Origin of the sequence: Phocaeicola acetigenes (assembly GCF_027529745.1) — a bacterium.
Lineage (GTDB): Bacteria > Bacteroidota > Bacteroidia > Bacteroidales > Bacteroidaceae > Phocaeicola > Phocaeicola acetigenes.
On record NZ_JAPZVM010000005.1, the window covers coordinates 16,948 to 43,059 of the forward strand.

Consider the following 26,112-nt stretch of genomic DNA (forward strand, 5'->3'; position numbering starts at 1 on the left):
ACAGAAAGTCGCGATGTAGGTGTCTTTTGTTATTCTCTGAATATTTTTAATCCTATTTTATATGGGAGAATCATTGAATCCGTTTGCAAATGCTATTTTATGGAATCGTAATTTTTGCCTGCTGATTGTTGCAAACTTTCTGTTTTATACGGCTGTATATATTCTCTTTCCTCTTCTTCATCAGTGGATGGTGTCCGATTGGGGATATTCGGAGATACAGTCGGGCTGTATGCTGGCGGTTTTCGGACTTGCTCTTTTTTTGCCAGGGGCATTCAATAATTATCTGGTCGATGCTTTTAGCCGTAAAGGAGTAGCGATTCGAAGTATACTTTTGCTGGGAATATTGACTTTGGCCTATCCTTATGCCACTGCAGAATGGATGGTCGTTGGTTTTCGTCTGTTACAGGGAATGCTGATGGGAATTGCTGTCATGGCTACAGGAGCTACATTGGTGATTGATGTAACTCCCAGCAATAAAAGGAATGCAGCCAATCGGGTGTTTGCCTGGTGCAGTATTTTAGGAATGCTGATAGGGGTGCTGTTGGGATTGGAAATCGGACATTGGCTCATGTTCCAGTACGTATTGTATGTCTCAGCATCGTTGTGCGGTATAGCAGCACTTCTTGTTTCATGGGTAGTGGTTTGCTTCAGGGCACCGTTGAATCTTCCTCTGCTTTCTTTCGACCGCTTTTTGCTTTTCCGTACTTTGGTGCCGGGAATAAATATGCTCTCTGTACCTGTTATTTTAGGAATCTTGTTCGTTACGGTTTCCGATACTTTTTTTTATCTTTGCATAGGAGGGGGATTTCTGATTTATTTATTAATCAGACAGATTTATACAGCTCCTTTGAATGGGCGTATACAAATTCTAATCGGCCAGTTGTGTACAGCAGCCGGTTTGCTTGTCTGGTGGATGAAAAGTGGTGACTCTCCATATTATGCCGGAGCATTGCTTATCGGTGTCGGTACAGGATTCTCTATCGGTCAGTTCCTTAGGATGATGATTCTTTTACCGCGTCATTGCGAACGTGGCACGGGATATCATACTTATCAGTTGCTATGGGAAGCTGGTATTGCCGGTGGTGTATTACTTGGAATGTGTGCCGATGCCTGTAGAGTAGAACAGGTGCATTTGTGGGCTTTGGGTATTTGTGTGGCTGGAGCTTTGCTGTACGAAGGGTATGTGCATCGGTATTTTGTAAAGAGAATAGACGAAAAAGAATGACTAATTTAATATAAAAAGAATATGGCAGACGATAAAAAAATTATCTTTTCAATGGTTGGAGTGAGCAAGTCATTCCAAAATAACAAGCAGGTATTGAAAGACATCTACCTTTCTTTTTTCTATGGTGCTAAAATCGGTATCATCGGTCTGAACGGTTCGGGTAAATCTACGTTGATGAAGATTATTGCCGGATTGGATAAGAACTATCAGGGAGAAGTTGTATTCTCTCCGGGATATTCGGTAGGATATTTGGCACAGGAGCCTCATTTGGACGATACAAAAACCGTCAAAGAGGTAGTGATGGAAGGAGTACAGCCTATTGTAGATACATTGGCTGAGTATGAAGAAATAAACAATAAGTTTGGTTTGCCGGAGTATTATGAAGATCCGGAGAAGATGGATGCTTTGTTTGCACGTCAGGCCGAGCTGCAAGATATTATCGATGCAACTGATGCGTGGAACCTTGATTCCAAACTGGAACGTGCAATGGATGCATTACGTTGTCCGCCCGAAGACCAGTCGGTGAAGAACCTTTCCGGAGGAGAGCGCCGTCGTGTGGCTTTGTGTCGTTTGTTGTTGCAGAAACCGGATATCTTGTTGCTTGATGAGCCTACCAACCACCTTGATGCTGAAAGTATCGACTGGCTGGAACAGCACTTGCAGCAGTATGAAGGAACGGTAATTGCGGTAACACACGACCGTTACTTTCTGGATCATGTAGCTGGATGGATTCTGGAACTCGACCGTGGGGAAGGTATTCCATGGAAGGGGAACTACTCAAGTTGGCTGGAGCAGAAGACCAAACGTATGGAGATGGAAGAAAAGACTGCAAGCAAGCGTCGTAAAACTCTAGAACGTGAGTTGGAATGGGTGCGCATGGCTCCAAAAGCTCGTCAGGCTAAGGGTAAAGCTCGTCTGAATTCATACGATAAGTTGCTGAATGAAGATGTGAAGGAAAAGGAAGAAAAACTGGAAATCTTCATCCCGAACGGTCCTCGTCTGGGTAATAAGGTTATTGAAGCGCAACATGTGGCAAAAGCGTACGGAGACAAGTTGCTGTTTGATGACTTGAACTTCATGCTTCCTCCTAACGGTATCGTAGGAGTAATTGGTCCGAACGGTGCTGGTAAGACTACTTTGTTCCGTTTGATTATGGGACTTGAAACTCCGGATAAAGGAAACTTTGAAGTGGGTGAAACTGTAAAGGTGGCTTACGTAGACCAGCAGCATAAGGATATTGACCCGAACAAGACTGTATATCAGGTTATCAGTGGTGGAAACGATTTGATTCGCATGGGAAACCGTGATGTAAATGCTCGCGCATATCTGAGCCGTTTCAACTTCTCTGGTTCCGATCAGGAAAAACTTTGTGGTATGCTTTCGGGTGGTGAACGTAATCGTCTGCACTTGGCTATGGCTTTGAAGGAAGAAGGTAACGTGTTGTTGCTTGACGAGCCGACCAATGATATCGACGTGAATACACTGCGTGCGCTGGAAGAAGGTTTGGAAGACTTTGCCGGATGTGCAGTAGTCATCAGTCACGACCGCTGGTTCCTCGACCGTATTTGTACTCATATTCTTGCATTCGAAGGAAACAGCGAAGTGTTCTTCTTCGAAGGTTCGTATACAGAGTATGAAGAAAATAAGATGAAACGTATGGGTAATGTAGAGCCTAAACGTGTACGTTACCGTAAACTGATGGAAGATTAAGTATAAATATCTTGTTTCATTATATGGAAAAAGCTGTTCCTTTTGAGGGAACAGCTTTTTTTATTGATGTTTGTGATGTGTGTCTGGAATCAGAACATATAGTTCAAACTTAAGCCGAATACTTTGTTGGTACGGCTGTAAGTATCGGTTCCCGGAACTTTTGTTCCGTTGTAGTCGTCTGTGGATTTAGTATAGTCACTGTAGTTGGTCCAGAAGTAAGCTATATCCATGTTGAGTGATTGAGTAAAGTGTACTCTTGCACCGAATCCGATAGAATAAGAGTCGCAATAGAAGCTTGTATCTGTCTGGAAGTCATCACTCAATCCGTAGTTTGTCTTTTGGAAACCACCGCTGACGGTAAGTCTTTTGATAACATCCCATTCTACACCGGCAAGGTATTCATGTGTACCGTGCTTAAGAGTTTTTTGGCGGTTGTTCAGCATACCTGCATGTTTGTCATCGAAAAAGTGATACTCTACAGAAGCACGTAGAGTAGGCAGAATTTCGTATTGTGCTGCTACACTCAAGAATGAAGGAATATCACTGGGAGTTTGCTCACCATCGGCATAAGGCTTGATTACTTCATCAGGAATTCCGGCTGGAACATTCAGCGTATTTGTTTTGTTTTCTATATTCAGATTCGTCTTGAATTCGTATTTTGCTGCCAAATTCAGTTTGCCAAGCTTAGCATCTATACCCAATATCGGAGTAACACCCCATCCGCTTTGCTGGCAGTCCAAGTCCATAGTCATCAGCTCTGCTCCTCCAAGTTCCTTGATAAGGTTTGCTTTAAGGTATCCTTCATAGCTACTCTTCACATAGTTCATTCGTCCTCCTACGTATGCAGACAGCCAGTCGTTTATTTTATAGGAAATACCCAACTGTGCACCATAGATATATTGTGTACCGTCAAGAGCACTGTTGATTGTAACCATTTCTGCTCCAATAGGCTGACCGGCAGCAACAGATTGCTGGAAAATACCTGCCTTTACGAGTGAGTTGAACATAGGAAGACCGTTATCGAATGAGGCTTTACCACCTCCACCTGTGATCGCAAATCCTGCAGAGATTGTCCAGTCTCCTTTTTTATATAACCCCTGAAATGAAGGTATGAAAGGTGCTGATGCTGTACCTTCATAATATTCGTTTGCATTCATCAGTTCAGGCTTGCCATTGCTGATACCTTTGAATGTGGTGTAGTTAGCATGAATACCGCGTGTCTGATAGGCACTCTGTCCAGTCAGAGAAAGGTGGAACCCGTCTCTTTCAAGAAAAGCCAGGCCGGCTGGATTGCTGTATACTCCGTCTACATCGATAGAAGCACCGCGTGCTACCATACGCAGAAAGGCAGCATGTTGATTCGTATTTGTCAGATAATCCCCTGCAAAAGTTGGAATTGAAACAATTAGTGCAGCTGCGCTAATAAGTAGTTTTTTTCTCATTTGTTAGGTATTTAGTAAAAATTCGGCGCAAAGATAGGATAAAATTGCACATTAACAAAATTTATGTGTAGATGATGCTGCTTGATAATATTATTTGAAATAGTTTTTATTGAAATTAATTTGTTGTTCTCGCTAGGAGATGGAATGGATGGATAAACATTGCTTGACAAAATAAGAAAGAAATTGTTTGAATATTTAAAGGCAATGGAGTATGGTGAACATTTTCGGATTTTCAAGAATGAGGCCTCTTATATCAATCTATCTCTTTTGTTCCTTTTGATGATAAATACGCATAAAAACCGTATCTTTGTGCAATCTTACCGCCATTTAAATCATTTGTACATGATGTATACCAATAAAGAAATCTGGAATGTGACCTATCCGATTTTTCTCGGACTTTTGGCACAGAACGTGATAAATGTAACCGATACGGCTTTCTTAGGCCATGTAGGTGAAGTAGCCTTAGGAGCTGCTGCGATGGGAGGATTACTGTATATTTGTATTTATACAGTCGCGTTTGGTTTTAGTGTAGGTTCTCAGATTCTGATAGCCCGACGCAATGGTGAAGGTAATTACCGCTCTGTTGGACCGGTGATGTGGCAGGGAACTGTCTTTAGTTTTGTAATGGCAGTGGTATTATTGGGAGTCATGTATTTGTCTGCAGCTCCTTTGGTGCGTATGCTGATTACTTCGGACGATATTTTTCATGCCACATACGAGTTTTTTACCTGGCGTATATGGGGATTCTTGTTTGCTTTTGTCAACGTAATGTTTCGTGCCTTGTATATCGGCATTACTCAGACCAAGGTTTTGACAATGAATGCCATTGTAATGGCAGTGATTAATGTGTTCTTAGATTATGTACTGGTCTTTGGTGCTTGGGGATTTCCGGAGATGGGAGTACGTGGAGCGGCTTTGGCTTCTGTTATAGCGGAAGCTTCTTCTATGCTGTTTTTCTTTATTTATACCTATTGTAAGGTAGATCGTAAGAAATATGGTTTAAATCGTTTCGGCCGCTTTGAACCGGCTATGGTCATGCGTATTTTACGTATTTCCTGCTTTACGATGGTACAGTATTTTTTAGCGATGGCCATCTGGTTTGTATTTTTCATGGCACTCGAACGTTTGGGGCAACGTCAGTTGGCTATTGCCAATATTGTACGTAGCGTATACATTGTATTACTTATTCCGGTACAGGCTCTTTCTACTACAGCCAATACATTGGTAAGTAATCTGATTGGTTCGGGTGGAGCTTCTTTAGTTATCCGTTTGTTGCATAAGATTTCCAGGATGTCATTCCTTATAATGATAGGATGTGTAGCGCTTTGTGTACTCTTTCCGCAGGTAATCTTGTCGGTCTATACTAATGAAGAAGCTTTGCTGCGGGAATCGGTGTCGGCTTTGTATGTGGTTTGCGGAGCTATGTTGATATCTTCGATGGCTAATGTCTATTTTAATGGAATATCCGGTACGGGTAATACACAGGCCGCTTTGATTTTGGAAGTCTTTGTGCAGGTGTTTTATGCCTTGTATATTGTAGTAGTAGGAATGGTATGGAAGGCTCCTGTAGATGTTTGCTTTACTACCGAGCTGATTTATTATACTCTGATGCTGGCAGGTAGCATCATTTATCTGAAAAAAGCAAAATGGCAGAATAAAAAGATTTGAGTATAATGATTTTTTTGTAATTTTGCACCTCGTTGTAAAAGAAGAAATTAAGATAAATAAGAGATATGTTCGACAATTTAAGTGAAAGACTGGAACGGTCGTTTAAGATTTTGAAAGGTGAGGGTAAGATTACCGAAATCAATGTAGCCGAAACCTTGAAAGATGTACGTCGTGCATTGTTGGATGCCGATGTGAACTATAAAGTAGCAAAAAACTTTACAGATACAGTAAAAGAAAAGGCATTGGGACAGAACGTGCTGACAGCCGTTAAACCCAGCCAGTTGATGGTCAAAATCGTACACGACGAGTTGACTCAGTTGATGGGTGGTGAAACTGCCGAAATTGAACTGAAAAACCGTCCGGCCATTATCTTGATGTCTGGTCTTCAGGGATCTGGTAAGACTACTTTCTCAGGAAAGTTGGCCCGTATGTTGAAGGCGAAGAAGAACCGCAAGCCGTTGCTGGTAGCCTGCGACGTATATCGTCCTGCTGCTATCGAACAGTTGAAGGTACTTGGACAGCAGATTGAAGTGCCTGTATATAGCGAGTTGGACAGCAAAGATCCTGTACAGATTGCACTGAATGCCATTCAGGAAGCAAAGGCAAAAGGTTATGACTTGGTGATTGTCGATACTGCCGGTCGTCTGGCTATCGATGAGCAGATGATGAACGAAATCGAAGCAATCAAGAAAGCCATCAATCCGGATGAAACCTTGTTTGTGGTAGATGCCATGACCGGTCAGGATGCCGTAAATACAGCACGTGAATTCAACGAACGTCTCGATTTCAATGGTGTGGTATTGACCAAACTTGATGGTGATACTCGTGGTGGTGCTGCCTTGTCTATCCGTACAGTTGTAAACAAGCCTATCAAGTTTGTGGGTACTGGCGAAAAGCTGGATGCTGTTGACCAGTTCCACCCTGCACGTATGGCAGACCGTATCCTGGGTATGGGTGATATTGTTTCACTGGTAGAACGTGCACAGGAACAATACGATGAGGAAGAAGCAAAACGCCTGCAGAAGAAGATCCAGAAGAATCAGTTCGACTTCAATGACTTCCTTACTCAGATTCACCAGATCAAGAAGATGGGTAACCTGAAAGAACTGGCATCCATGATTCCGGGTGTAGGAAAAGCTATTAAAGATATTGATATCGATGATAATGCATTCAAGAGTATCGAAGCAATTATCTACTCAATGACTCCGGAAGAACGTACCCATCCGGAAATTTTGAACGGAAGCCGTCGTACTCGTATTGCCAAAGGTAGTGGTACCAGCATTCAGGAAGTAAATCGTTTGCTCAAGCAATTCGATTCTACTCGTAAGATGATGAAGATGGTAACTGGTAGCAAAATGGCAGGTATGATGCAGAAGATGAAAAAAAGATAAACATTTTCTATTTCATGATTTGCACTGTCTGCTGTAAGGATAGTGTAATATATAGAAGCCGATGTTATTCGTATGAATAATATCGGCTTCTTTGTTATCTTATGGTTTTGTATAGCAGAAAAGTGAAAATCTGTATTAATGTTTTTACAGGTACCTTTTTGGGATGAGGCTGTCAATTAACTCCCATCAATGTGACGGATGTGTGTTCATTATCTGTATATAGTAGATACAAGGCCCGTTTCCTGCAGTATTCTTTTAATTCTTGTTGCCAGGCAATTCGAATTTCGTTTTCTGATTTTCCTTGTATAATCCCTTTACGTACCAGATCGGTTCCCATCAGCAAGTCGAACCAACGGGGGCGAGTGAAGAATTCATTCTCTTTGTGTTGCTGTTTGTATTTCTGATACCAGTTTATTACATATTGAAGCGATAATCCTTGGGGAGGAGCGATGTGTTGCAAGTTGTCGCCATAGCAATATTGGTCTTTGTGTAGCGGATTCTTATCGAACCCCTCCAATGCACGTGGCATGAAGCGAAAGCAGGAGTCTGAGAGAGAAAGAAGGGGTGTACCCAATACCTGAAAAGGATGAAGAGTTCCTCTTCCTACACTGACAGAGGTTCCTTCGAACGGGCAGAGCGATGGGTAGAGAGCAATAGCCTGATCGTTGGGAAGATTGGGAGAAGGTTTCACGGGTAGTGAATATGCTTCTCCATGCTGCCATCCTTCTACCGGTACGATAGTCAGATTGCAGTGTAGTCCGTTGCCCAGCCATTTTTCTCCATTTATCATTTGTGCCATTTCTCCCATTGTGCAGCCATGCAAGACCGGAATGGGAAGCATTCCTACAAAACTTTTATAGGCAGGTTTCAGTACAGGTCCATCTACATAATCACATGGATTGGGGCGGTCGAGAACTACAAGTTCTTTATCATTTTCTGCACAAGCCTGCATCACATAATATAATGTACTGATATAAGTGTAGAATCGGGCGCCAACATCTTGAATGTCGAATACCACGGCATCAATACCTTTCAGTTGTTCGGGTTGTGGCTTCTTGTTTTTTCCATACAATGATACAATAGGCAAGCCAGTTTTCAGATCAGTGCCGTTCTTGATAACTTCTCCCGCGTCAGCTGTTCCTCTGAATCCATGTTCAGGTGCAAATATTTTAGTGACATGTATACCCGATTGGAGTAATGTGTCCAGTAAATGGATACCGTTTGTCGTAATAGAAGTCTGATTGACAATCAAGGCAATTTGTTTATCCCTCAGCAGAGGCAATGTCAGCTCTGTACGGTCGGCTCCGCAACGTAGTTGGGCCCATGCCGGAGTACATGAAAGACAAAGAAAGAAGAACAGGTTAATGAATAGCAGCTTATATTTCATGGTAAACCGATTATTTTTAGTAGTTTTGTACAAAGATAATAAAAACTAAACCAAGAAAAAATGAATCCTTTGGCTTTGATTGATAAATACTACCCGGTTGATAATGAGTTGAAACATATTTTGTTGGTACATAGCCGTTCGGTGGCAGACAAGGCACTGGCTATGGCTCGTAATCATCCGGAATTGCAGTTAGACTTGTCTTTTATTGAAGAAGCTGCCATGTTACACGATATCGGTATCTTTCTTACAGATGCTTCGGGTATCGGTTGTTACGGAACACATCCTTATATTTGTCATGGATATTTGGGAGCAGAGTTGGTGGCAGCCGAAGGTTTTCCCCGTCATGCTTTAGTGTGCGAACGTCATACTGGAGCAGGAATCTCTTTGCAGAATATCATAGAACAGGAGTTGCCTATTCCACATCGCGAGATGTTGCCGGTAAGCCTGGAAGAACAAATTATATGTTTTGCAGATAAGTTCTTTTCAAAAACTAAATTGGATAAGGAAAAATCAATAGAAAAGGCACGGAAGAGTGTGGCTCGTTTTGGAGAAGAAGGCGGCAAACGTTTTGATGAGTGGTGTAAGCTGTTTTTGTAACTAAAATACATTAAAAACAGCGTGTTTCGCATTTATTTAGAGGATAATGTTTACTTTTGTACCGCATTGCGTAAAAAATGAATGAATGACGTCGTTTAAAAAAACAACATATCTATTAATATCATTATTTCTGGCTGGTTTTCTGTTTGCTTTTTATGCTGAGGCTCAGCGTGTAAAGGGCAGAAAACATCGAAAGGAAAAAACAGAAACATCTCTTGATTCACAGGCGGTAGGGATACGTGTGGATAAATCTTTGCAAAAAGACTCTTTGCTTTTTGATTCGTTGCAAATGGATACATTGGCAGTGGATACACTGGCAAAGGATACTACGCCCAAGAAACAGCCGATTGATGCTCCGGTTATTTACGAAGCATCCGATTCTATTGTTTTTACCAAAGGAGGGTTTGCGCACCTGTTTGGAAATGGAAAGGTAAACTATCAGAATATAGAACTGACTTCTGCCCTGATTACAATGAACATGGACAGCAGTACGGTATATGCACGAGGAGTAGCCGATACTACAGGAGTAGAACAGGGAACACCTGTTTTCAAGGATGGGGAAACACCGTATGAGTCTAAGACCATGCGTTATAACTTCAAGACGAAGAAAGGGTTTATCAACAGCATTGTGACGCAACAGGGTGAAGGTTATGTGACCAGTGAAGATGCCAAGAAAGGCCCCAATGACGATATTTACATGCGTCATGGTAAATATACCACTTGCGACAATCAGGAACATCCGCATTTTTATTTGAAACTGTCTATGGCGAAAGTCCGTCCCAAGAAAGACGTTGTCTTTGGTCCTGCTCAGTTGGTAGTAGAGGATGTACCTCTTCCGTTGGCCATCCCATTTGGATTTTTCCCTTTCAGCAGTAGTTATTCATCGGGATTTATCATGCCGACTTATGGAGATGAAATGAGTCGTGGTTTCTATTTGCGCGATGGTGGATACTATTTTGCTATCAGCGATCAGATGGATTTGAAGGTTTTGGGAGAAATCTTTACGAAAGGTTCTTGGGGACTTTCGGCTGCATCGACCTATAATAAACGCTATAAATACAGTGGTTATTTCAATGCCAGCTATTTGGTTACCAAGTTGGGAGAGAAGAATATGCCGGATTATAGTGTGTCGAAAGACTTCCGTATTCAGTGGAGTCATCGTCAGGATGCCAAGGCCAACCCGAACAGTACATTCTCTGCCAGTGTCAATTTTTCGACCAGTAGTTACGACCGTTCCAGCTTGAATTCAATTTATAATGCCAACAGTTATTCGAATAATACCAAGGCCTCCAGTGTAAGTTACTCAAGAACTTTTCCTGAGATTGGTCTGAATATTTCGAGTACCTTCAATATTACCCAGAATACCCGGGATTCATCGTTGACAATGACCCTTCCGGATTTGAATATCTCCTTGAACCGTATCTATCCGTTTAAGAGAAAGAATTCGATGGGTGACCGCTGGTATGAGAAAATTTCGCTGCAGTATACAGGATCGTTGACGAACAGTGTGAATACAAAAGATAATCTGTTGTTTAAGACTCCTTTGTCTAAGTGGGATAATGGTATGAAGCATTATATCCCTGTACAGGCAACGTTTAACTTGTTTAAGTATATCAATATCACGCCTTCATTCAATTACACCGAACGCTGGTATTTGAGAAAGGTAAAGCAAAGCTATGATCAGGATACGCGTGAAGTAGTACGAGATACCATTAATGGATTTAATCGTGTGTACGATTATAATCTGTCTTTGTCTATGAATACGAAGTTGTATGGTATGTATAAGCCTTTGTTCATGAAGAAAAAGGAAATACAGATCCGTCATGTCATCACTCCTTCTGTGAGCTATGCTTATACCCCGGACTTCAGTAAGGCAAAGTTTGGTTATTACGACAGTTATACCTATACCGATGAAAACGGTGAGGTGCGTATGCAGGAGTATTCTCCGTACGAAGGAGCTGCTTACAGTTATCCTACCATGAAAGGTGTATCGCAAAACATCAGTTTCTCGTTGGATAACAACATCGAAATGAAGATGAAATCGGATAAAGATACTACCGGCTATAAGAAAATCAGTTTGATAGACCAGTTGAGCGGTAGTTTGTCTTATGATATTGCCCGGAAACGTTGGAGCGATTTAAGCATGAATGTCCGTTTGAAGCTGACCAAGAATTATACCTTTAATATGAATGCAAGCTTCGCCACTTATGCTTATAAGTTCGATGAAAACGGAAATGTGGTAGAAAGCGACCGTACAGAATGGTCGTATGGCCGTTTCGGACGTTTCCAAGGGTATAGTGGTTCATTCTCGTATACATTGAACAATGATACATTTAAGAAACTGTTCGGAAAGGGAGAGGAAGAGAAGGATAAGAAAAAGAATGGTGACGAGGAGGATGAAGATGAAGAAGAGGATACCGAAGAAAAGACCAATAATGGCTCTAATATGAGAAAGACCGAACAGGCTACTCTTGACCCTGACGGTTATCTGGCCTTCAAACTTCCATGGAGTGTAAGTTTAAGTTACAGTTATAGCATTCGTGAAGACCGTAGCAAGCAGATTAATATTAAGACGATGCGTTACCCTTATTCGCTCACTCATTCTTTGAATGTATCGGGTAACTTGAAGCTGGGAAGCCGTTGGAATATGACCTATGCTACTGGTTATGATTTTACGCAGAAGGAACTTTCGTATACAACGATGAACATAACCCGCGACTTGCACTGTTTTACCATGAGTTGTGGCTTGATATTTGGTCCGTATACATCATACAATTTCTCTATACGTGCCAATTCGAATATGCTGACCGATGCATTGAAATGGGATCAGCGTAGTAACTCAAGTGAAGCTGTTACCTGGTATTAAGTATTTCTCGGTAATGATATAAAAAGGATTCCGCCTTACATACTGTATCAACAGGGTGTAAGGCGGAATCCTTTTTATATGATGTGGAAATTACCATTGGATAGGCTGTTCTCCGTGCTGAACAAGATATTCGTTGGTACGGCTGAAATGTTTGTTCCCGAAGAACCCATTGTAAGCAGACAGAGGAGAGGGGTGAACAGAAGTCAGCACCAAATGCTTGTTACGGTCGATAAAAGCTCCTTTCTTCTGTGCGTAAGATCCCCATAAGATGAATACCAGATGTTCTCTGTTTTCGGCCAAAGCCCGGATTGCAGCATCTGTAAACTCTTCCCATCCCTTGCGCTGGTGAGAGCCGGCCTGACGGGCGCGTACGGTAAGTGTTGCATTCAGAAGTAATACCCCTTGTTCTGCCCAGCGGGTCAGATTTCCACTTGTCGGTATCGGAGTTCCCAAATCGTCTTGTATTTCTTTAAAGATGTTCTGGAGAGAAGGAGGAAATGCTATGCCATCGTTTACCGAAAAGCAAAGTCCGTGTGCCTGTCCCGGTCCGTGGTAAGGATCCTGTCCTATTATCACTACCTTTACCTTGGGATATGGGCAAAGATTAAATGCATTGAATATAAGTTTTCCCGGAGGATAGACTACGGTTGTCTGGTATTCATGGCGAACAAAATCGGTCAGTTTAATGAAATAATCTTTCTCAAATTCTGGCGCCAAGACCTCTTTCCATGTAGCTTCTATTTGTACATTCATAGTTGTTTTTCTATTTGTCCGGGTAAAGGTAGTGATTTTGGGAGAATTTATCAACTAAATGAGATTCATACCCAAGCGTTGGCATTCTTCCCGCATCTCTTCCGGCCAAATGCTGGCTTGTATTTCACCGATATGGGCCTTTTTGAGATATAGCATACATAAGCGTGACTGTCCGATACCGCCTCCGATGCTAAGAGGAAGAGAGCCTTCCAGTAAACGCTTGTGGAAATAAAGCTGGGCACGTTCTTCTTTATGGGCAATCTGGAGTTGTTTGGTCAAAGCCATTTGATCCACACGGATACCCATGGAAGACAGTTCGATGGCGCGTCCCAGTACCTCATTCCATATCAGCAAGTCACCATTCAATCCCGGAAGTCCTGTTTTTGTATCAACGGTAGACCAGTCGTCGTAGTCGGGGGCACGCAGGTCATGCGGTTTACCGTTGCTCAGGCTTCCACCTATGCCGATGATAAATACCGAGCCGTATTGTTTGGTAATCAGGTCTTCTCTCTCTTTGGCAGACTTATCCGGATACATCTGTAACAGTTCTTCTGCATGTATGAAATGTACTTCGGGAGCCATAAAAGGAGTGATCTGAGGATATGCTTCACAAACCATATACTCTGTACGTCGCATGGCTGCATAGATACGTCTGACGATATCTTTCAAAAAATCAATGTTACGTTGCTCGGGAGTGATAACCTGTTCCCAGTCCCATTGGTCTACGTAAAGCGAATGAAGATTTCCCAGTTCTTCGTCGGCACGGATAGCATTCATATCCGTATAGATACCGTATCCCGGCTCGATGTGATAATCGGCCAGTGTCAGTCGTTTCCATTTGGCTAATGAATGTACCACTTCCGCCTGTTGGTCTCCCAGTTCTTTGACGGGGAATGATACAGGACGTTCTGTTCCGCTTAAGTCATCGTTGATTCCCATTCCTTTCAATACAAAAAGTGGTGCTGTTACTCTTCGCAAGCGTAATTCGGAAGAAAGGTTCTGCTGGAAAAATTCTTTTATCTGTTTAATACCTAACTCGGTTTGTTTCATGTCGAGTAGAGGCTTATAGTTGGTTGGTTTTATCAAATAGCTCATGATTATTTGTTCTTAATAGTTATTGTGTTTGCAAAGGTAAGTTTATTTTGTTAAAATGCAATTTATTTTTAAATTATTATATCATAATGTTTGCGTTTTACTTTTTGAAGGTATACTTTTGATTATATTTCAGGAGATGAAGGAGAAGGATAAGGAAGAATTTCTTGAGTCAATATTAGGAGAAAACATTAATAAATTGTACATTTGCCGTCGCATTAAAATAATGCGCCCGTAGTTCAATGGATAGAATAATGGATTCCGGTTCCATCGATTGGGGTTCGACTCCCCACGGGCGTACAATAGAAAAGGGGTAAAGAGACTTTTTAAGAAGTCTCTTTTTTTATTGTGCGACGTTTAAAATCATGGTTATGAAACAATATACTTTTGAAATCTGTGCCAATTCTGCAGCCAGTTGTCTGGCTGCACAGCAAGGGGGAGCACATCGTGTGGAATTATGCGCTTCGATGCCAGAGGGAGGAACTACACCTTCGTATGGTGAAATCAAGTTAGCAAGAAAGATGATTGACATCCGTTTGCATGTGATTATTCGTCCTCGTGGAGGAGATTTTCTATACTCTCCGTTGGAGTTGGATATAATGGAAGAGGATATTCGGATGGCTCGACAGTTAGGTGCGGATGGAGTAGTATTCGGATGTCTTACTCCGGAAGGTGAATTGGATATTTCGGCTATAGAGCGTCTGATGAAAGTTTCGGAAGGAATGGCTGTGACTTTTCACCGTGCCTTCGATTATGTGAAGGATCCGTTTCAGGCAATGGAACAGCTTATCGAATTGAAAGTAGATCGTATATTGACTTCCGGTCAGCAAAAAACTGCAATGGAAGGAGCCGGCTTGTTGGCTGACTTGGTAAAGCAGGCAGACGGTCGTATTGTAATTATGCCGGGATGTGGGGTGAATGAGTCTAATATTGCGTCGCTGGCTGAAAAAACCGGAGCTGCAGAATTTCATTTTTCGGCCCGTGAAAACAAAGCGAGTAAAATGAAACTGAGAAATCCGGCTCTGTCGATGGGAGGTAATGGAGAGATAGACGAGTATATGCACTCCGTTACAACAGCAGAGCGGGTAAGACACACCATTCAGGCATTGATTGGTAAAGAATAACGAAACTGATAGGACACATACTGTAATTGGGTCTTGGAATAGGATATTTACGTATCGTTATGGTACGTATTTTATAATCGACGACGTCGGCTCTATAATCGGTATCGTTGGCTGTAGAATCGCCAGCGTTGATTATAGAGCCGACGTCGTCGGTTGTAGTGCTTTTTATATGTTTCTGCATGATGGTATAGAGCATACCTGCTTATGCAAGGGCTATTTCATAAAAAAAAGGGCTTTTCAGCCCTGAAACGCGTGGAATAGAGTCTCCCAGTTGTCGTTGAATTCCGGCATGGAGTGGAAAAGACAGTTGGCGCCTTCATCCAGTAATGCAGAGTCGGGAAGTGGTCCTGTATTGACGGCCACTGTAAATATTCCTGCGGCCACTCCAGCTCGTACTCCCAGTGGGGCATTTTCTACCACGATGGCCTCGTTTGGAGCGATTCCTGCTTTTTTCAGTGCCATCAGATAAGGTTCCGGATTGGGCTTTCCGTATTTTACGTCGAAAGCAGTCACCATCAGTTCTGCCTTGAATATATCCGGAAAGTTACGGTTCAGTCTGTCTAATAAAGATGTTTGTCCGGACCCGGTTACTACCATTGGAATGAGTCCGCAACCTTTGACTTTGTTCAATACTTCCAGTGCTCCCGGCATTCGTACGGCTTTGGGAAGTGCATTGAATAATTCACTTTTTGTATGGTAGATTTCCTTGATTTCTTCTTCTGTAGCTTCCCGGTTTCTCTGTCGGGTACTGACAATGTTGATAGTGGAGGCTCCGGTTCTTCCTTCGTGCATATAGGCTTCTTCGTAACTCAGGTGCATGCCGTATTGCTTCATGGCCTCATGCCATGCGGCTGCATGGTTCTTCATTGAGTCGAACAACACACCGTCCATATCAAACAAAACAGCTTTTAGCTTGATAGATTCGTATTGATGTTTTTGGAGATACTGGTTTATAGCTTCTTGAAACATTTGGTAAATAGTGTAGATTGGATGATAAAAATAAAGAATGAAGATTGAGGAATCTTGTGATGAAAGATTTCTCCTCTATCTCCATTCTTTACTATGTATTAATCTTTTATTTGTTTAAACGTGCCCGAATAGCTTTGGATGCTTCTTCGTATCCAGGTTTGTTGAGCAGTGCAAACATATTTTTCTTGTATGCTTCTACTCCCGGCTGGTTGAACGGGTTAATTTCAAGCAGATATCCGCTGATGCCGCAAGCTTTTTCGAAGAAGTAGATCAGTTGTCCCAAGTAGTATTCGTTCAGTACAGGAACACTGACACGCAAGTTGGGTACACCTCCGTCTACATGTGCCAACTGTGTTCCCAATTCAGCCATCTTGTTTACTTCATCAACACGTTTTCCTGCCAGGAAGTTCAAACCGTCGAGGTTTTCATCATCTGCCGGTACGTGCAGTTCATGGTTAGGAGTTTCTACCGAAACCACAGTTTCGAAGATTGTGCGTTCTCCTTCTTGAATCCATTGTCCCATAGAGTGGAGGTCTGTTGAGAAGTCTACAGAGCTTGGATAGATACCTTTGTGGTCTTTTCCTTCAGATTCTCCATACAATTGTTTCCACCATTCCATGAAGTAATGCAATTTAGGCTGGAAGTTTACCAGAATTTCTATCTTCTTTCCGTTCTGATAAAGTTCGTTGCGTGTAGCTGCATACAGAGCAGCCGGATTTTCTTCCATGTTCGGGTTTGCGCAAACTTCTTCCATTTTGCGTGCACCGGCTACCAGCTGTTCGATATCGAGACCTGCTACAGCGATGGGAAGCAGACCCACCGGAGTAAGAACAGAGAAACGTCCACCTACATTATCTGGAATAATGAATGATTTGTATCCTTCTTTATCAGCAGTGATGCGGGCAGCTCCTTTCTTTGCGTCTGTTACGGCTACGATTACTTTACGTGCCATTTCTTTTCCGCGTTGTTCTTCGCACTGTTTTTTAAGCAGACGGAATGCCAAAGCGGTTTCGGTTGTAGTACCTGATTTGGAAATATTGATTACACCAAATTTTTTGTCTTTCAGGAAAGAGGTCAGTTCGAACAGATAGTCTTCGCCGATGTTGTGACCTGCGAAAAGGATAGTCGGTTCGCCTGCTTTCTTTTCTTGCAGCCATGCAAAACTGTTCGACATCGCTTCTATTACCGCACGTGCTCCCAGGTAACTGCCTCCGATACCAGCTACTACGACTACGTCGCAGTTGTCGCGCAGTACTTGTGCTGTAGCTTTCAAGTCGGCAAGATGTTCTGGAGTGATAGAAGAAGGTAAATGTAACCAACCCAGAAAATCGTTACCCAGTCCGGTTCCCTGTTCCAATGTATCCATATAAGTCTTTACTTTAGACTCATAAGTTGTTAGCTTATCTTTAGATATGAAATCTAACGTTTTTTCGATGTTCAGTTTAATATTTTCCATAACGATCTATGTTTATCTGAATGAATCAGTTAGTAGTTTAATTTCAATCATAGGTGAGATTCGCTCATACAGGATATTATATACCGCATCTACAATGGGCATATTAACATGCAAGTGCTTGTTGATTTCCTTAATACATTTAGTGCCGTAGTATCCTTCGGCAATCATTTCCATTTCTATTTGTGCGCTTTTTACTGAATATCCTTTACCAATCATGGTACCGAATACTCGGTTACGGCTGAAGTTGGAATAAGAAGTGACCAATAAGTCGCCTAAATATGCCGAGTCGTTGGTGCAGCGGTTGATGGGGTGAACTGTATCCAGAAAACGGTTCATTTCTTGTAAGGCGTTCGAAACCAGTACTGCCTGGAAGTTGTCACCGTATTTTAAGCCACTGCATATACCGGCAGCTATGGCATAAACATTTTTCAATACAGAAGCATATTCGATACCTGTTACATCTGTATTGACGGAAGTTTTGATGTAGTGTCCTGCAAGTTGTCGTGCAAAGAGTTTAGCCTTTTCTATGTCTTTGCACCCTACAGTGAGATAGGATAATCGTTCTAATGCGACCTCTTCTGCATGGCAAGGACCTGCCAATACAGCAATGTTATCTTCAGGTACATCGTATACTTTGTGAAAGTAATCGGAGATAATCAGATTCTCGTCAGGAACGATACCTTTAATGGCTGTAACAATGAACTTATCCTTGATTTTAGTTTTTAGCTTTTTGAGGTGGGTCTTCAGATATGGAGAAGGAGTCACAAATATCAGTGTATCCGATTCGCGAACTACTTTATTGATATCCGATGAGAAATTGATGCGTTTGGTATCAAAACGCACACTCGTCAGGTAGGCTGGGTTATGTCCGAGGCGCTTGAACTCTTCAATGCGGTCGTCTCGGCGCATATACCAGTTGATTGATTCAGCTTGGGTAAGTATGATTTTGGCAATTGCCGTAGCCCAGCTTCCTCCCCCCATAATTGCTATTTTACCGGGTAATTTCATATTATATTGTTATAATGAAGAATGAAGAACGAAGAATGAAGAATAGGTAAAAGTTGTTCCATGGCTCTTCATTCCTCATTCTTCTTTTTCATTTATTGAATCTTTTGTATCCAGCTTGCTACTTCGTCCACAGTTGGATTAGTCAGTTCTAATTTGTATTTCTTATTTACACCGCAAATGTCTTGGTGTAATTTCTGTGGATTTACGTCTTTCATGTCGGAAACAAGATTGTATCCGGCTTTCTGAATAACAGGTACCCAGTCTTCTGCAATACCCAATTCGATGAATTTAGCTGGTGCATCTTTCGGAATTACCTTTTCCGGACGCATCTGTGGGAAGAACAATACTTCCTGAATAGTGCTTTGGCCTGTCATAAGCATAACCAGACGGTCCATACCGATACCCATACCAGAAGTAGGAGGCATACCATATTCCAATGCACGTACGAAGTCTTTGTCGATGATCATTGCTTCATCATCACCCTTTTCGCTTAAGCGCATCTGTTCTTCAAAGCGTTCAAGCTGGTCGATTGGGTCGTTCAACTCAGAGTATGCGTTACACAATTCTTTTCCGTTTACCATCAGCTCAAAACGTTCGGTCAGTTCCGGATTGTTGCGGTGACGTTTGGTCAGCGGTGACATTTCAATTGGATAATCGGTGATGAAAGTAGGCTGGATGTAGTTGCCTTCGCAGAATTCGCCGAAGATTTCATCAATCAACTTGCCTTTACCCATTGTGTCATCGATTTCCATATTCAGTTTCTGACATACTTCACGAATCTGTTCTTCGCTCATGCCAGTCAAATCATATCCGGTAAATTCTTTGATAGAATCCAGCATGGTAACACGTTTGAACGGAGCCTTGAAGTTGATCAGATGTTCGCCGACCTGTACTTCTGTGGTACCGTTTACGTCCATACAGATTTTCTCAATCATATTTTCTGTAAAGGTCATCATCCAGTTGTAGTCTTTGTAGGCTACATAGATTTCCATACAAGTAAACTCTGGATTGTGTGTGCGGTCCATACCTTCGTTTCGGAAGTTCTTTCCGATTTCGTATACACCTTCAAATCCACCTACGATCAGACGCTTCAGGTACAATTCGCTGGCAATACGCATATACAAAGGAATATCCAATGCATTGTGATGAGTAATAAACGGACGTGCTGCAGCTCCTCCGGCAATAGACTGCAGGATAGGAGTTTCTACTTCAATATAACCTTTAGAGTTGAAGTATTCGCGCATTGAGTTGTATACTTTGTTGCGTTTCAAGAAGATATCTTTTACACCATCGTTTACAACCAGGTCTACATAACGTTGACGGTAACGTAATTCCGGATCTTCGAATTTATCGTATGCCACTCCATCTTTGTATTTTACAATTGGAAGTGGTTTGATTGATTTTGATAATACTGTCAACTTTTGAGCATGGATGGAAATTTCTCCCATCTGTGTGCGGAATACAAATCCTTCAATACCTACGAAGTCTCCTAAGTCGAGCAGACGCTTGAATACTACGTTGTATAAATCTTTGTTTTCATCCGGACAAATATCATCGCGGGTGATATATACCTGAATACGACCTTTAGAGTCTTGTAACTCAATGAAAGAAGCCTTACCCATTACACGGCGCGACATGATACGACCTGCTACCGAAACCTTGCGAGGTTCTGCTTCGTCCTCTTTGAATTCTGCTTTTATATCGGTAGAGAATGCATTGGTTACATACTCTGCTGCAGGGTACGGATCGATGCCCATCGCTCTCATTTCATTCAGACTGTTACGTCTGATAATCTCCTGTTCACTTAGTTCTAATACGTTCATTTGTTGATATATTAACTCAATTTGGTTACAAAATTAAAAAAGTTTTTGCAAAGTACCTCTAAATAAGGCTACTTTTTGCCATGGCACACTCATTATTAAATTAATTCGCTATTTTTGTATGGTATTATAATTTGTGTGTATCATGTCGCATTTAGCTCCATTGATTAGTGACCTGGCACTGATTCTGATGTGTGCCGGTTTGATGACTCTTGTTTTTAAAAAACTGAAACAGCCATTAGTGTTAGGGTATATTGTTGCTGGATTTATAGCCAGTCCGCATTTTTCACTGACTCCTTCGGTAACGGATACTGCCAATATTCAGACTTGGTCAGATATTGGAGTTATCTTCCTCTTGTTTGCATTGGGATTGGAATTCAGCTTTAAGAAAATGATGAAGATGGGAGGTTCGGTTGTGATTTCTGCATGTACCATTATCTTGTGTATGATTGCTGTAGGAATTTGTGTGGGCTGGGCTTTTGACTGGAAACGTATGGACTGTATTTATTTGGGAGGAATGCTGGCCATGTCGTCTACTACCATTATTTATAAAGCTTTTGATGATTTAGGTTTGCGTCAACAGAGGTTTGCTGGATTAGTGTTGAGTATCTTGATTTTGGAAGATATATTGGCTATCGTACTGATGGTAATGCTTTCGACAATGGCGGTGAGCCAGAATTTTGAAGGGGGAGAAATGGTAGGTAGTCTTGTCAAGTTGGTTTTCTTTTTGATATTATGGTTTGTGGTAGGTATTTATTTGATACCACTCTTTTTGAAAAAAGTTCGCCAGCTGATGAGTGATGAAACTTTGCTGATTGTAGCACTTGCTCTTTGCTTTGGAATGGTTGTATTTGCGTCTAAGGTGGGTTTTTCACCTGCTTTTGGGGCTTTTATAATGGGCTCTATTCTTGCTGAAACAATAGAATCTGAGCATATAGAAAAATTAGTGGCACCTGTCAAAGATTTGTTTGGGGCTATCTTTTTTGTATCGGTGGGAATGATGGTTGATCCTCATATGGTGGTCGAGTATATTGTACCTATTGTGGTGATAGTATTAGCGATCTTATTAGGACAGGCTGTCTTTGGAACAATGGGAGTGTTGCTTTCCGGGCAGTCTTTGAAAACTGCCATGCAGTGTGGTTTCAGTTTAACCCAGATCGGTGAATTTGCATTTATTATTGCCTCTTTAGGGGTTAGCTTGAATGTAACCAGTCATTTTCTATATCCTATAGTAGTGGCAGTATCGGTTATTACGACTTTTCTTACTCCTTATATGATACGTTTGGCTGTTCCTGCCTATAATTGGGTGGATCGTACAATGCCAGAAGGAGTCCGGACCTTTTTGGAGAGGTATTCTACTGGTTCGCAGACCGTACAGCATGAAAATAACTGGAAGAAATTATTGGTTGCAATCATGCGTATTGTTTTGATTTATTCGGTGTTGTCTGTGGCGATTATGGGATTGTGTTTGCATTTGGTGGTACCTTTAATCGTTTCGGCTTTAGGTGATTTTTGGGGACGTTTATTAGGGGCTGTGGTGACGATATCTGCAATTGCTCCTTTCTTGCGTGCTTTGATCATGAAGAAAAATCGTTCGATTGAATTTAAGGCTTTGTGGTCGGATAGTCGCTTTAATCATGCTCCGTTGATAGCTGTAATATTGCTTCGGGTAGTAATTGCTACAGGCTTTGTGGTATATATCATTGAATTCTTGTTTAGAGCATCTGCTGCTTTGATGGTAGGTATTGCGGTTTTGTTGGTGGTTGGAATGGTTTTCTCTCGTTTCTTGAAAAAGAGATCTATTGGTCTTGAGCGTACTTTCGTACAGAATTTGCGTTCGAAAGATATTCATAAAGAATATATTGGAGAAAAACGTCCTGAATATGAAAGTGGGTTATTAGATAGAAACTTGCACTTATCAGATTTTTCTGTACCTGCTGATTCTTTGTGGGCTGGTAAGACATTACAGGAATTGGACTTGGGGCAGAAATATAATGTGCATGTCGCATCGATTATTCGAGGAACTCATCGGATAAATATTCCAGGAGGAAGAATTCGTATTTTCCCAGGAGATACTTTACAGGTTATCGGTACGGATGAACAGTTATCTGTTTTTGCTCATTATGTAGGGCAGGTTTCTGATGCATTGGGCTATGAAGATGCTGAACAGCACGAAATGGTGTTGAAGCAGTTTAAGATTCCTGAAGTTTCGCCTATTGCAGGTCATACAATTAAAGAAAGTGGTATACGTAACGAATACCGTTGTATGGTTGTGGGGATAGAATCGGAAAACGATAAGCAACTTTGTTCTCCGAATGTCAATCGGCGTTTGGAAGTAGGGGATATTATTTGGATTGTCGGAGAAAAGAGTGATTTGCAACGTTTGGTGATGGCTGAGGTGAAATGAAGTTCTTTGGACTGAAACGGAAAATAGATGTAAAAAAAATTGTATATTAAAAAAGGTTTTATACCTTTGCGATTGTAATATTTATTAACGGATTTGTTTAACCTTTAACAGACTGTATTATGGCAACTGAAAATCAAAATGTAAACGTAGTAGTAACAAAGTCTCCTAAAAGTGTAGGTATTGCAATTGCTTTATCTTTATTCTTTGGCCCATTGGGTATGTTTTATTCTACAGTATTAGGAGCTATTGTAATGATTATTGTAAATCTAATCGTCGGACTTTTGACCTTTGGATTTGGCTTGATTCTTACTATTCCTATTGGTGTTATTTGGGCTGCAATTGCTGCAAATTCACACAATAAAAAATTAATGGCAGGAAAAATCTAATTAAGAAAACATGGTAAGAGCGGACTTATATTATGATAAAGATGGCGTAAAAGTTACATCAAAAGAGTTTATATTAAATAGTTCGCGCTATAAGCTATCTGACGTAAATGCAGTTTATGTTTCAAAGCGTGCTAATTATCGGAGATATCCTATTACGTTCGGAGTATTATCTTTTTTCTTTGGCCTTTTGATGGTGGGAGGATCCATGGGAGTCGCTTTGTTTTTCTTTCTGTGTGGCTTAATTATGCTTATAGTGGCTATACGGATGAAAACTCAATATGCTTTGCGCCTTCGCATTGGTTGGGGGGAGACAATTCCATTGATCTCTACCGATCCTTATGAATTGGAAGAAATCAGGAAGGCTATTTGGACTTCAAAGAATAATCTTGAGGAAGAGAAAGAAAAAGAATAGAAAGCTGATAAAATATAAACTGGAAAAACAGAAAGAGGCTAAATGAAATACATTTAGTCTCTTTCTGTTTTTATTTGGACTTTATTCTTCGTTATCATCAAAATCAAAGTCAAAATCGTCTATATATTCGGGAGTGAAAAACTCATCTAAATCTCGACGGTCTTTTTTGGTGGGCCTTCCTGTACCTTTGGCACGATTGACAAAGCCACTTATTTTACTCATCTCTAGCAGTTCGTACTGGTCTGGAGTTGTTACGTTTTCCATAATTTCAGGAACAAGCTTTGCTCCAACACGCTTTTCTATTGCTTGTATAACTTTGAATGAATAGGTGATAGGCGGTTTTTTTACCTGTATGGTATCTCCAGGTTTAATCATGCGAGCCGGTTTTGCTTGGGCACCATTAATATAGATTCTTCCTTTTTTGCAAGCTTCAGCTGCAATGGTGCGGGTTTTAAAGATTCGGGCAGCCCACATCCACTTATCTATTCTTGCTTCAGGCATAATGCTCGTTTATTTATTATTGTATTGATTCATGGTGATGTTTAATCCGGCCAGACAGAAGCTTTTTATTATTTCTCCTGCAGTTTCCAAACGTTCAGGCATGAGTTTCATATCTTCTTCTCCAAATTTTCCCAATACGTAATCTATTTGTCCTCCTTTTGGAAAATCATTGCCTATACCAAAACGTAGTCGGGCATAGTTTTGTGTACCTAATGTCGCCGCTATATGTTTTAAGCCGTTATGACCTGCATCGCTTCCTTTTCCTTTTAAACGTAAACTTCCAAATGGTAATGCTAAATCATCAACAATAATTAATACGTTTTCCAAAGGAATTTTTTCTTGTTGCATCCAATATCTTACAGCATTTCCACTTAGGTTCATATATGTGGAAGGTTTGAGCAGGAGCATTTGTCTTCCTTTTATGGAGAGGGTAGAAGTCGCTCCGTAACGTCCGTCCTTAAAAACAATATTGGACGCCTTAGCTAGGGCGTCCAATACCATAAATCCTATGTTGTGACGGGTATTTCGGTATTCTTCACCGATATTTCCCAGTCCTACAATCAAATATTTCATTGAAAGGGATTTTGTGGTTTAGGTTACTGAAAATGATTATTTATTTGCAGCAGCCTGAGCTCCACGAGCAGCACGAGTCAATTTAACTGCGCATACTACAGCTTCTTTTGCATTCAGAATCTGCAAACCTTCGTAGTTCAATTCACCAACTTTGATAGTCTTACCCAAACCTAAGCTTGTTACATCTACAACCAAACGTTCTGGAATTACGTTGTACAATGCTTTAACTTTCAGTTTACGCATCTGTAATGCCAATTTACCACCGGCTTTCACACCTTCAGCCAAACCTTCCAATTTTACAGGAACTTCCATTACGATTGGGTTAGCTTCGTCAATCTGCAAGAAATCAACGTGCAGAATAGCATCAGTTACAGGGTGGAATTGGATATCTTTCATGATAGCATTTACTACTTTGCCATCAATGTTCAAATCTACTACATAGATATGAGGTGTGTATACCAATTTACGCAAACCTTCTACTGTTACAGTGAAGTGAGTTGCAACTGGTTTGCCGTTTTCGTCTTTCTGGATACCATACAATGCACATGGTACACCATTTTCTTTACGCAAGCTGTGAGTAGCTTTTTTACCTGTTTCAGTTCTTAAAGAACCTTTGATTTCAATTGATTTCATTGTTTTTAATTTTTTGTGTTACTCTAAATTAAGTGTATCTATTGCTTAATTCACCATCACACGATGTGGTATATCACACGATGAACTTAAAGCGGCGCAAAGGTAAGAATAATCTTTTACTTTGACAAGTGTTTTTAATCTTTTCTAAATTAAATACTTTGTGTATAGAGTTTATTTAAAACTCAATGTCAATTTTTATTGCATCTGAGTTTACAGTTTCATGTTCTTCATCCTCTTTTTTATGAGGTGCCAGTGATGAAGTATTCCCCTGTCCTTGTTCTATGTATTGAATTGTTTCCTGCAAGCCATTCATGAATTTCTCGAAATCTTCTTTATAAAGGAAAATCTTATGCTTCTCAAAGCTTATTTGAGATGCTTCCCCTTCTCCAGATACTATTTTTTTACTTTCAGTAATAGCTAAAAACATTTCGTCTTTTCTGTTTTTCTTGACATCGAGGTAATAGATTCGTTTTCCTGCTTTTATTGCTTTTGAAAAAACAATGTCTTTATCATTTTCGTTTAGTCCATTTTTCTTTTTTAAATCTTCCATAAGCTTGATTTCTTATTAAAAACGCCTTCAAATTTGATGATTTTTTTGAAAAATACAAAGAAACGAGTATAAAAATAAAGTCTATGGATGATTTGCATAAAAAAGTTCTCTATCTTTATGCAGATATAAAGGAAAATATCTA

The 26,112-nt window shown here is 41.0% G+C and carries 22 protein-coding genes and 1 tRNA gene; 11 read left to right on the top strand and 12 right to left on the bottom strand.

All coding sequences use genetic code 11. The features are described from left to right. The first annotated feature begins 61 nt into the window (after positions 1–61). Both O6P32_RS07640 and ettA read left to right on the top strand, forming a co-directional pair. Positions 62–1,225: an MFS transporter gene (locus O6P32_RS07640; RefSeq protein ID WP_269877786.1), complete on the top strand. Its 1,164-nt coding sequence runs from the start codon at positions 62–64 to the stop codon at positions 1,223–1,225. Positions 1,226–1,246: 21 nt separating this feature from the next. After that, positions 1,247–2,935, top strand: coding sequence for an energy-dependent translational throttle protein EttA (gene ettA, locus O6P32_RS07645; RefSeq protein WP_178265632.1), 1,689 nt, complete (start codon positions 1,247–1,249; stop codon positions 2,933–2,935). An 89-nt stretch (positions 2,936–3,024) separates the two neighbouring features. Here the strand turns inward: ettA and O6P32_RS07650 are convergent, their stop codons facing one another. Next, positions 3,025–4,377, bottom strand: coding sequence for an OmpP1/FadL family transporter (locus tag O6P32_RS07650; protein ID WP_269877787.1), 1,353 nt, complete (start codon positions 4,375–4,377; stop codon positions 3,025–3,027). A gap of 345 nt (positions 4,378–4,722) precedes the next feature. On the opposite strand from O6P32_RS07650, the gene O6P32_RS07655 reads away from it, so the two are divergent. After that, on the top strand, positions 4,723–6,045 hold the full coding sequence (locus O6P32_RS07655) for an MATE family efflux transporter (protein ID WP_178265674.1): 1,323 nt from the start codon (positions 4,723–4,725) through the stop codon (positions 6,043–6,045). Positions 6,046–6,110: 65 nt separating this feature from the next. Next, positions 6,111–7,436: a signal recognition particle protein gene (gene ffh, locus O6P32_RS07660; RefSeq protein WP_178265634.1), complete on the top strand. Its 1,326-nt coding sequence runs from the start codon at positions 6,111–6,113 to the stop codon at positions 7,434–7,436. A 172-nt stretch (positions 7,437–7,608) separates the two neighbouring features. Here ffh and O6P32_RS07665 read toward each other — a convergent pair whose 3' ends face one another. After that, complete coding sequence (locus O6P32_RS07665) at positions 7,609–8,823, bottom strand: exo-beta-N-acetylmuramidase NamZ family protein (protein ID WP_269877789.1); 1,215 nt, start codon at positions 8,821–8,823, stop codon at positions 7,609–7,611. A 60-nt stretch (positions 8,824–8,883) separates the two neighbouring features. Here O6P32_RS07665 and O6P32_RS07670 point away from each other — a divergent pair, with 60 nt between their 5' ends. After that, on the top strand, positions 8,884–9,420 hold the full coding sequence (locus O6P32_RS07670) for an HD domain-containing protein (protein ID WP_178265636.1): 537 nt from the start codon (positions 8,884–8,886) through the stop codon (positions 9,418–9,420). An 85-nt stretch (positions 9,421–9,505) separates the two neighbouring features. Next, a complete protein-coding gene (locus O6P32_RS07675) occupies positions 9,506–12,286 on the top strand; it encodes a putative LPS assembly protein LptD (RefSeq protein WP_405370846.1) in 2,781 nt (926 codons plus the stop codon). Between the two features lie 90 nt (positions 12,287–12,376). On the opposite strand, the gene O6P32_RS07680 is transcribed toward O6P32_RS07675, so the two are convergent. Both O6P32_RS07680 and asnA read right to left on the bottom strand, forming a co-directional pair. Continuing rightward, positions 12,377–13,039, bottom strand: a complete 663-nt coding sequence (locus tag O6P32_RS07680; RefSeq protein ID WP_269877791.1) for a uracil-DNA glycosylase — start codon at positions 13,037–13,039, stop codon at positions 12,377–12,379. Between the two features lie 54 nt (positions 13,040–13,093). After that, on the bottom strand, positions 13,094–14,134 hold the full coding sequence (gene asnA / locus O6P32_RS07685; RefSeq protein ID WP_269877792.1) for an aspartate--ammonia ligase: 1,041 nt from the start codon (positions 14,132–14,134) through the stop codon (positions 13,094–13,096). Positions 14,135–14,359: 225 nt separating this feature from the next. On the opposite strand from asnA, the gene O6P32_RS07690 reads away from it, so the two are divergent. Together O6P32_RS07690 and O6P32_RS07695 are read left to right on the top strand one after the other, a co-directional pair. Further along, positions 14,360–14,431 (top strand) — tRNA-Arg (locus O6P32_RS07690). A 71-nt stretch (positions 14,432–14,502) separates the two neighbouring features. Next, positions 14,503–15,255, top strand: coding sequence for a copper homeostasis protein CutC (locus O6P32_RS07695; protein ID WP_269877793.1), 753 nt, complete (start codon positions 14,503–14,505; stop codon positions 15,253–15,255). 237 nt (positions 15,256–15,492) lie between these two features. Here O6P32_RS07695 and O6P32_RS07700 read toward each other — a convergent pair whose 3' ends face one another. The 4 genes from O6P32_RS07700 to lysS form a co-directional block, all read right to left on the bottom strand. Next, positions 15,493–16,224, bottom strand: coding sequence for an HAD-IA family hydrolase (locus tag O6P32_RS07700; protein WP_269877794.1), 732 nt, complete (start codon positions 16,222–16,224; stop codon positions 15,493–15,495). Between the two features lie 106 nt (positions 16,225–16,330). Further along, on the bottom strand, positions 16,331–17,680 hold the full coding sequence (locus O6P32_RS07705) for a glucose-6-phosphate isomerase (protein ID WP_178265642.1): 1,350 nt from the start codon (positions 17,678–17,680) through the stop codon (positions 16,331–16,333). Between the two features lie 12 nt (positions 17,681–17,692). Continuing rightward, positions 17,693–18,688, bottom strand: a complete 996-nt coding sequence (locus tag O6P32_RS07710; RefSeq protein ID WP_178265643.1) for an NAD(P)H-dependent glycerol-3-phosphate dehydrogenase — start codon at positions 18,686–18,688, stop codon at positions 17,693–17,695. A 92-nt stretch (positions 18,689–18,780) separates the two neighbouring features. Further along, positions 18,781–20,511: a lysine--tRNA ligase gene (gene lysS / locus O6P32_RS07715; protein WP_178265644.1), complete on the bottom strand. Its 1,731-nt coding sequence runs from the start codon at positions 20,509–20,511 to the stop codon at positions 18,781–18,783. Positions 20,512–20,653: 142 nt separating this feature from the next. Here lysS and O6P32_RS07720 point away from each other — a divergent pair, with 142 nt between their 5' ends. The 3 genes from O6P32_RS07720 (at position 20,654) to O6P32_RS07730 (ending at position 23,713) form a co-directional block, all read left to right on the top strand. Continuing rightward, positions 20,654–22,915 carry a cation:proton antiporter gene (locus O6P32_RS07720; RefSeq protein WP_269877796.1) on the top strand — a complete coding sequence of 754 codons (2,262 nt, stop codon included), beginning with the start codon at positions 20,654–20,656 and terminating at the stop codon, positions 22,913–22,915. A 119-nt stretch (positions 22,916–23,034) separates the two neighbouring features. Beyond that, positions 23,035–23,301: a hypothetical protein gene (locus O6P32_RS07725; RefSeq protein ID WP_178265646.1), complete on the top strand. Its 267-nt coding sequence runs from the start codon at positions 23,035–23,037 to the stop codon at positions 23,299–23,301. A 10-nt stretch (positions 23,302–23,311) separates the two neighbouring features. Then, on the top strand, positions 23,312–23,713 hold the full coding sequence (locus O6P32_RS07730) for a DUF6232 family protein (RefSeq protein WP_178265647.1): 402 nt from the start codon (positions 23,312–23,314) through the stop codon (positions 23,711–23,713). An 81-nt stretch (positions 23,714–23,794) separates the two neighbouring features. Here the strand turns inward: O6P32_RS07730 and O6P32_RS07735 are convergent, their stop codons facing one another. From O6P32_RS07735 to O6P32_RS07750, 4 genes are all read right to left on the bottom strand, one after another. Continuing rightward, entirely contained in the window at positions 23,795–24,214 is a 420-nt protein-coding gene (locus O6P32_RS07735) for an RNA-binding S4 domain-containing protein (protein WP_178265648.1), read from the bottom strand. A 9-nt stretch (positions 24,215–24,223) separates the two neighbouring features. Next, positions 24,224–24,787, bottom strand: coding sequence for an aminoacyl-tRNA hydrolase (gene pth, locus O6P32_RS07740; protein WP_178265649.1), 564 nt, complete (start codon positions 24,785–24,787; stop codon positions 24,224–24,226). Between the two features lie 36 nt (positions 24,788–24,823). Then, positions 24,824–25,420 carry a 50S ribosomal protein L25/general stress protein Ctc gene (locus tag O6P32_RS07745; protein WP_178265650.1) on the bottom strand — a complete coding sequence of 199 codons (597 nt, stop codon included), beginning with the start codon at positions 25,418–25,420 and terminating at the stop codon, positions 24,824–24,826. A 175-nt stretch (positions 25,421–25,595) separates the two neighbouring features. Further along, on the bottom strand, positions 25,596–25,970 hold the full coding sequence (locus O6P32_RS07750; protein ID WP_178265651.1) for a DUF3276 family protein: 375 nt from the start codon (positions 25,968–25,970) through the stop codon (positions 25,596–25,598). Positions 25,971–26,112 lie beyond the last annotated feature (142 nt).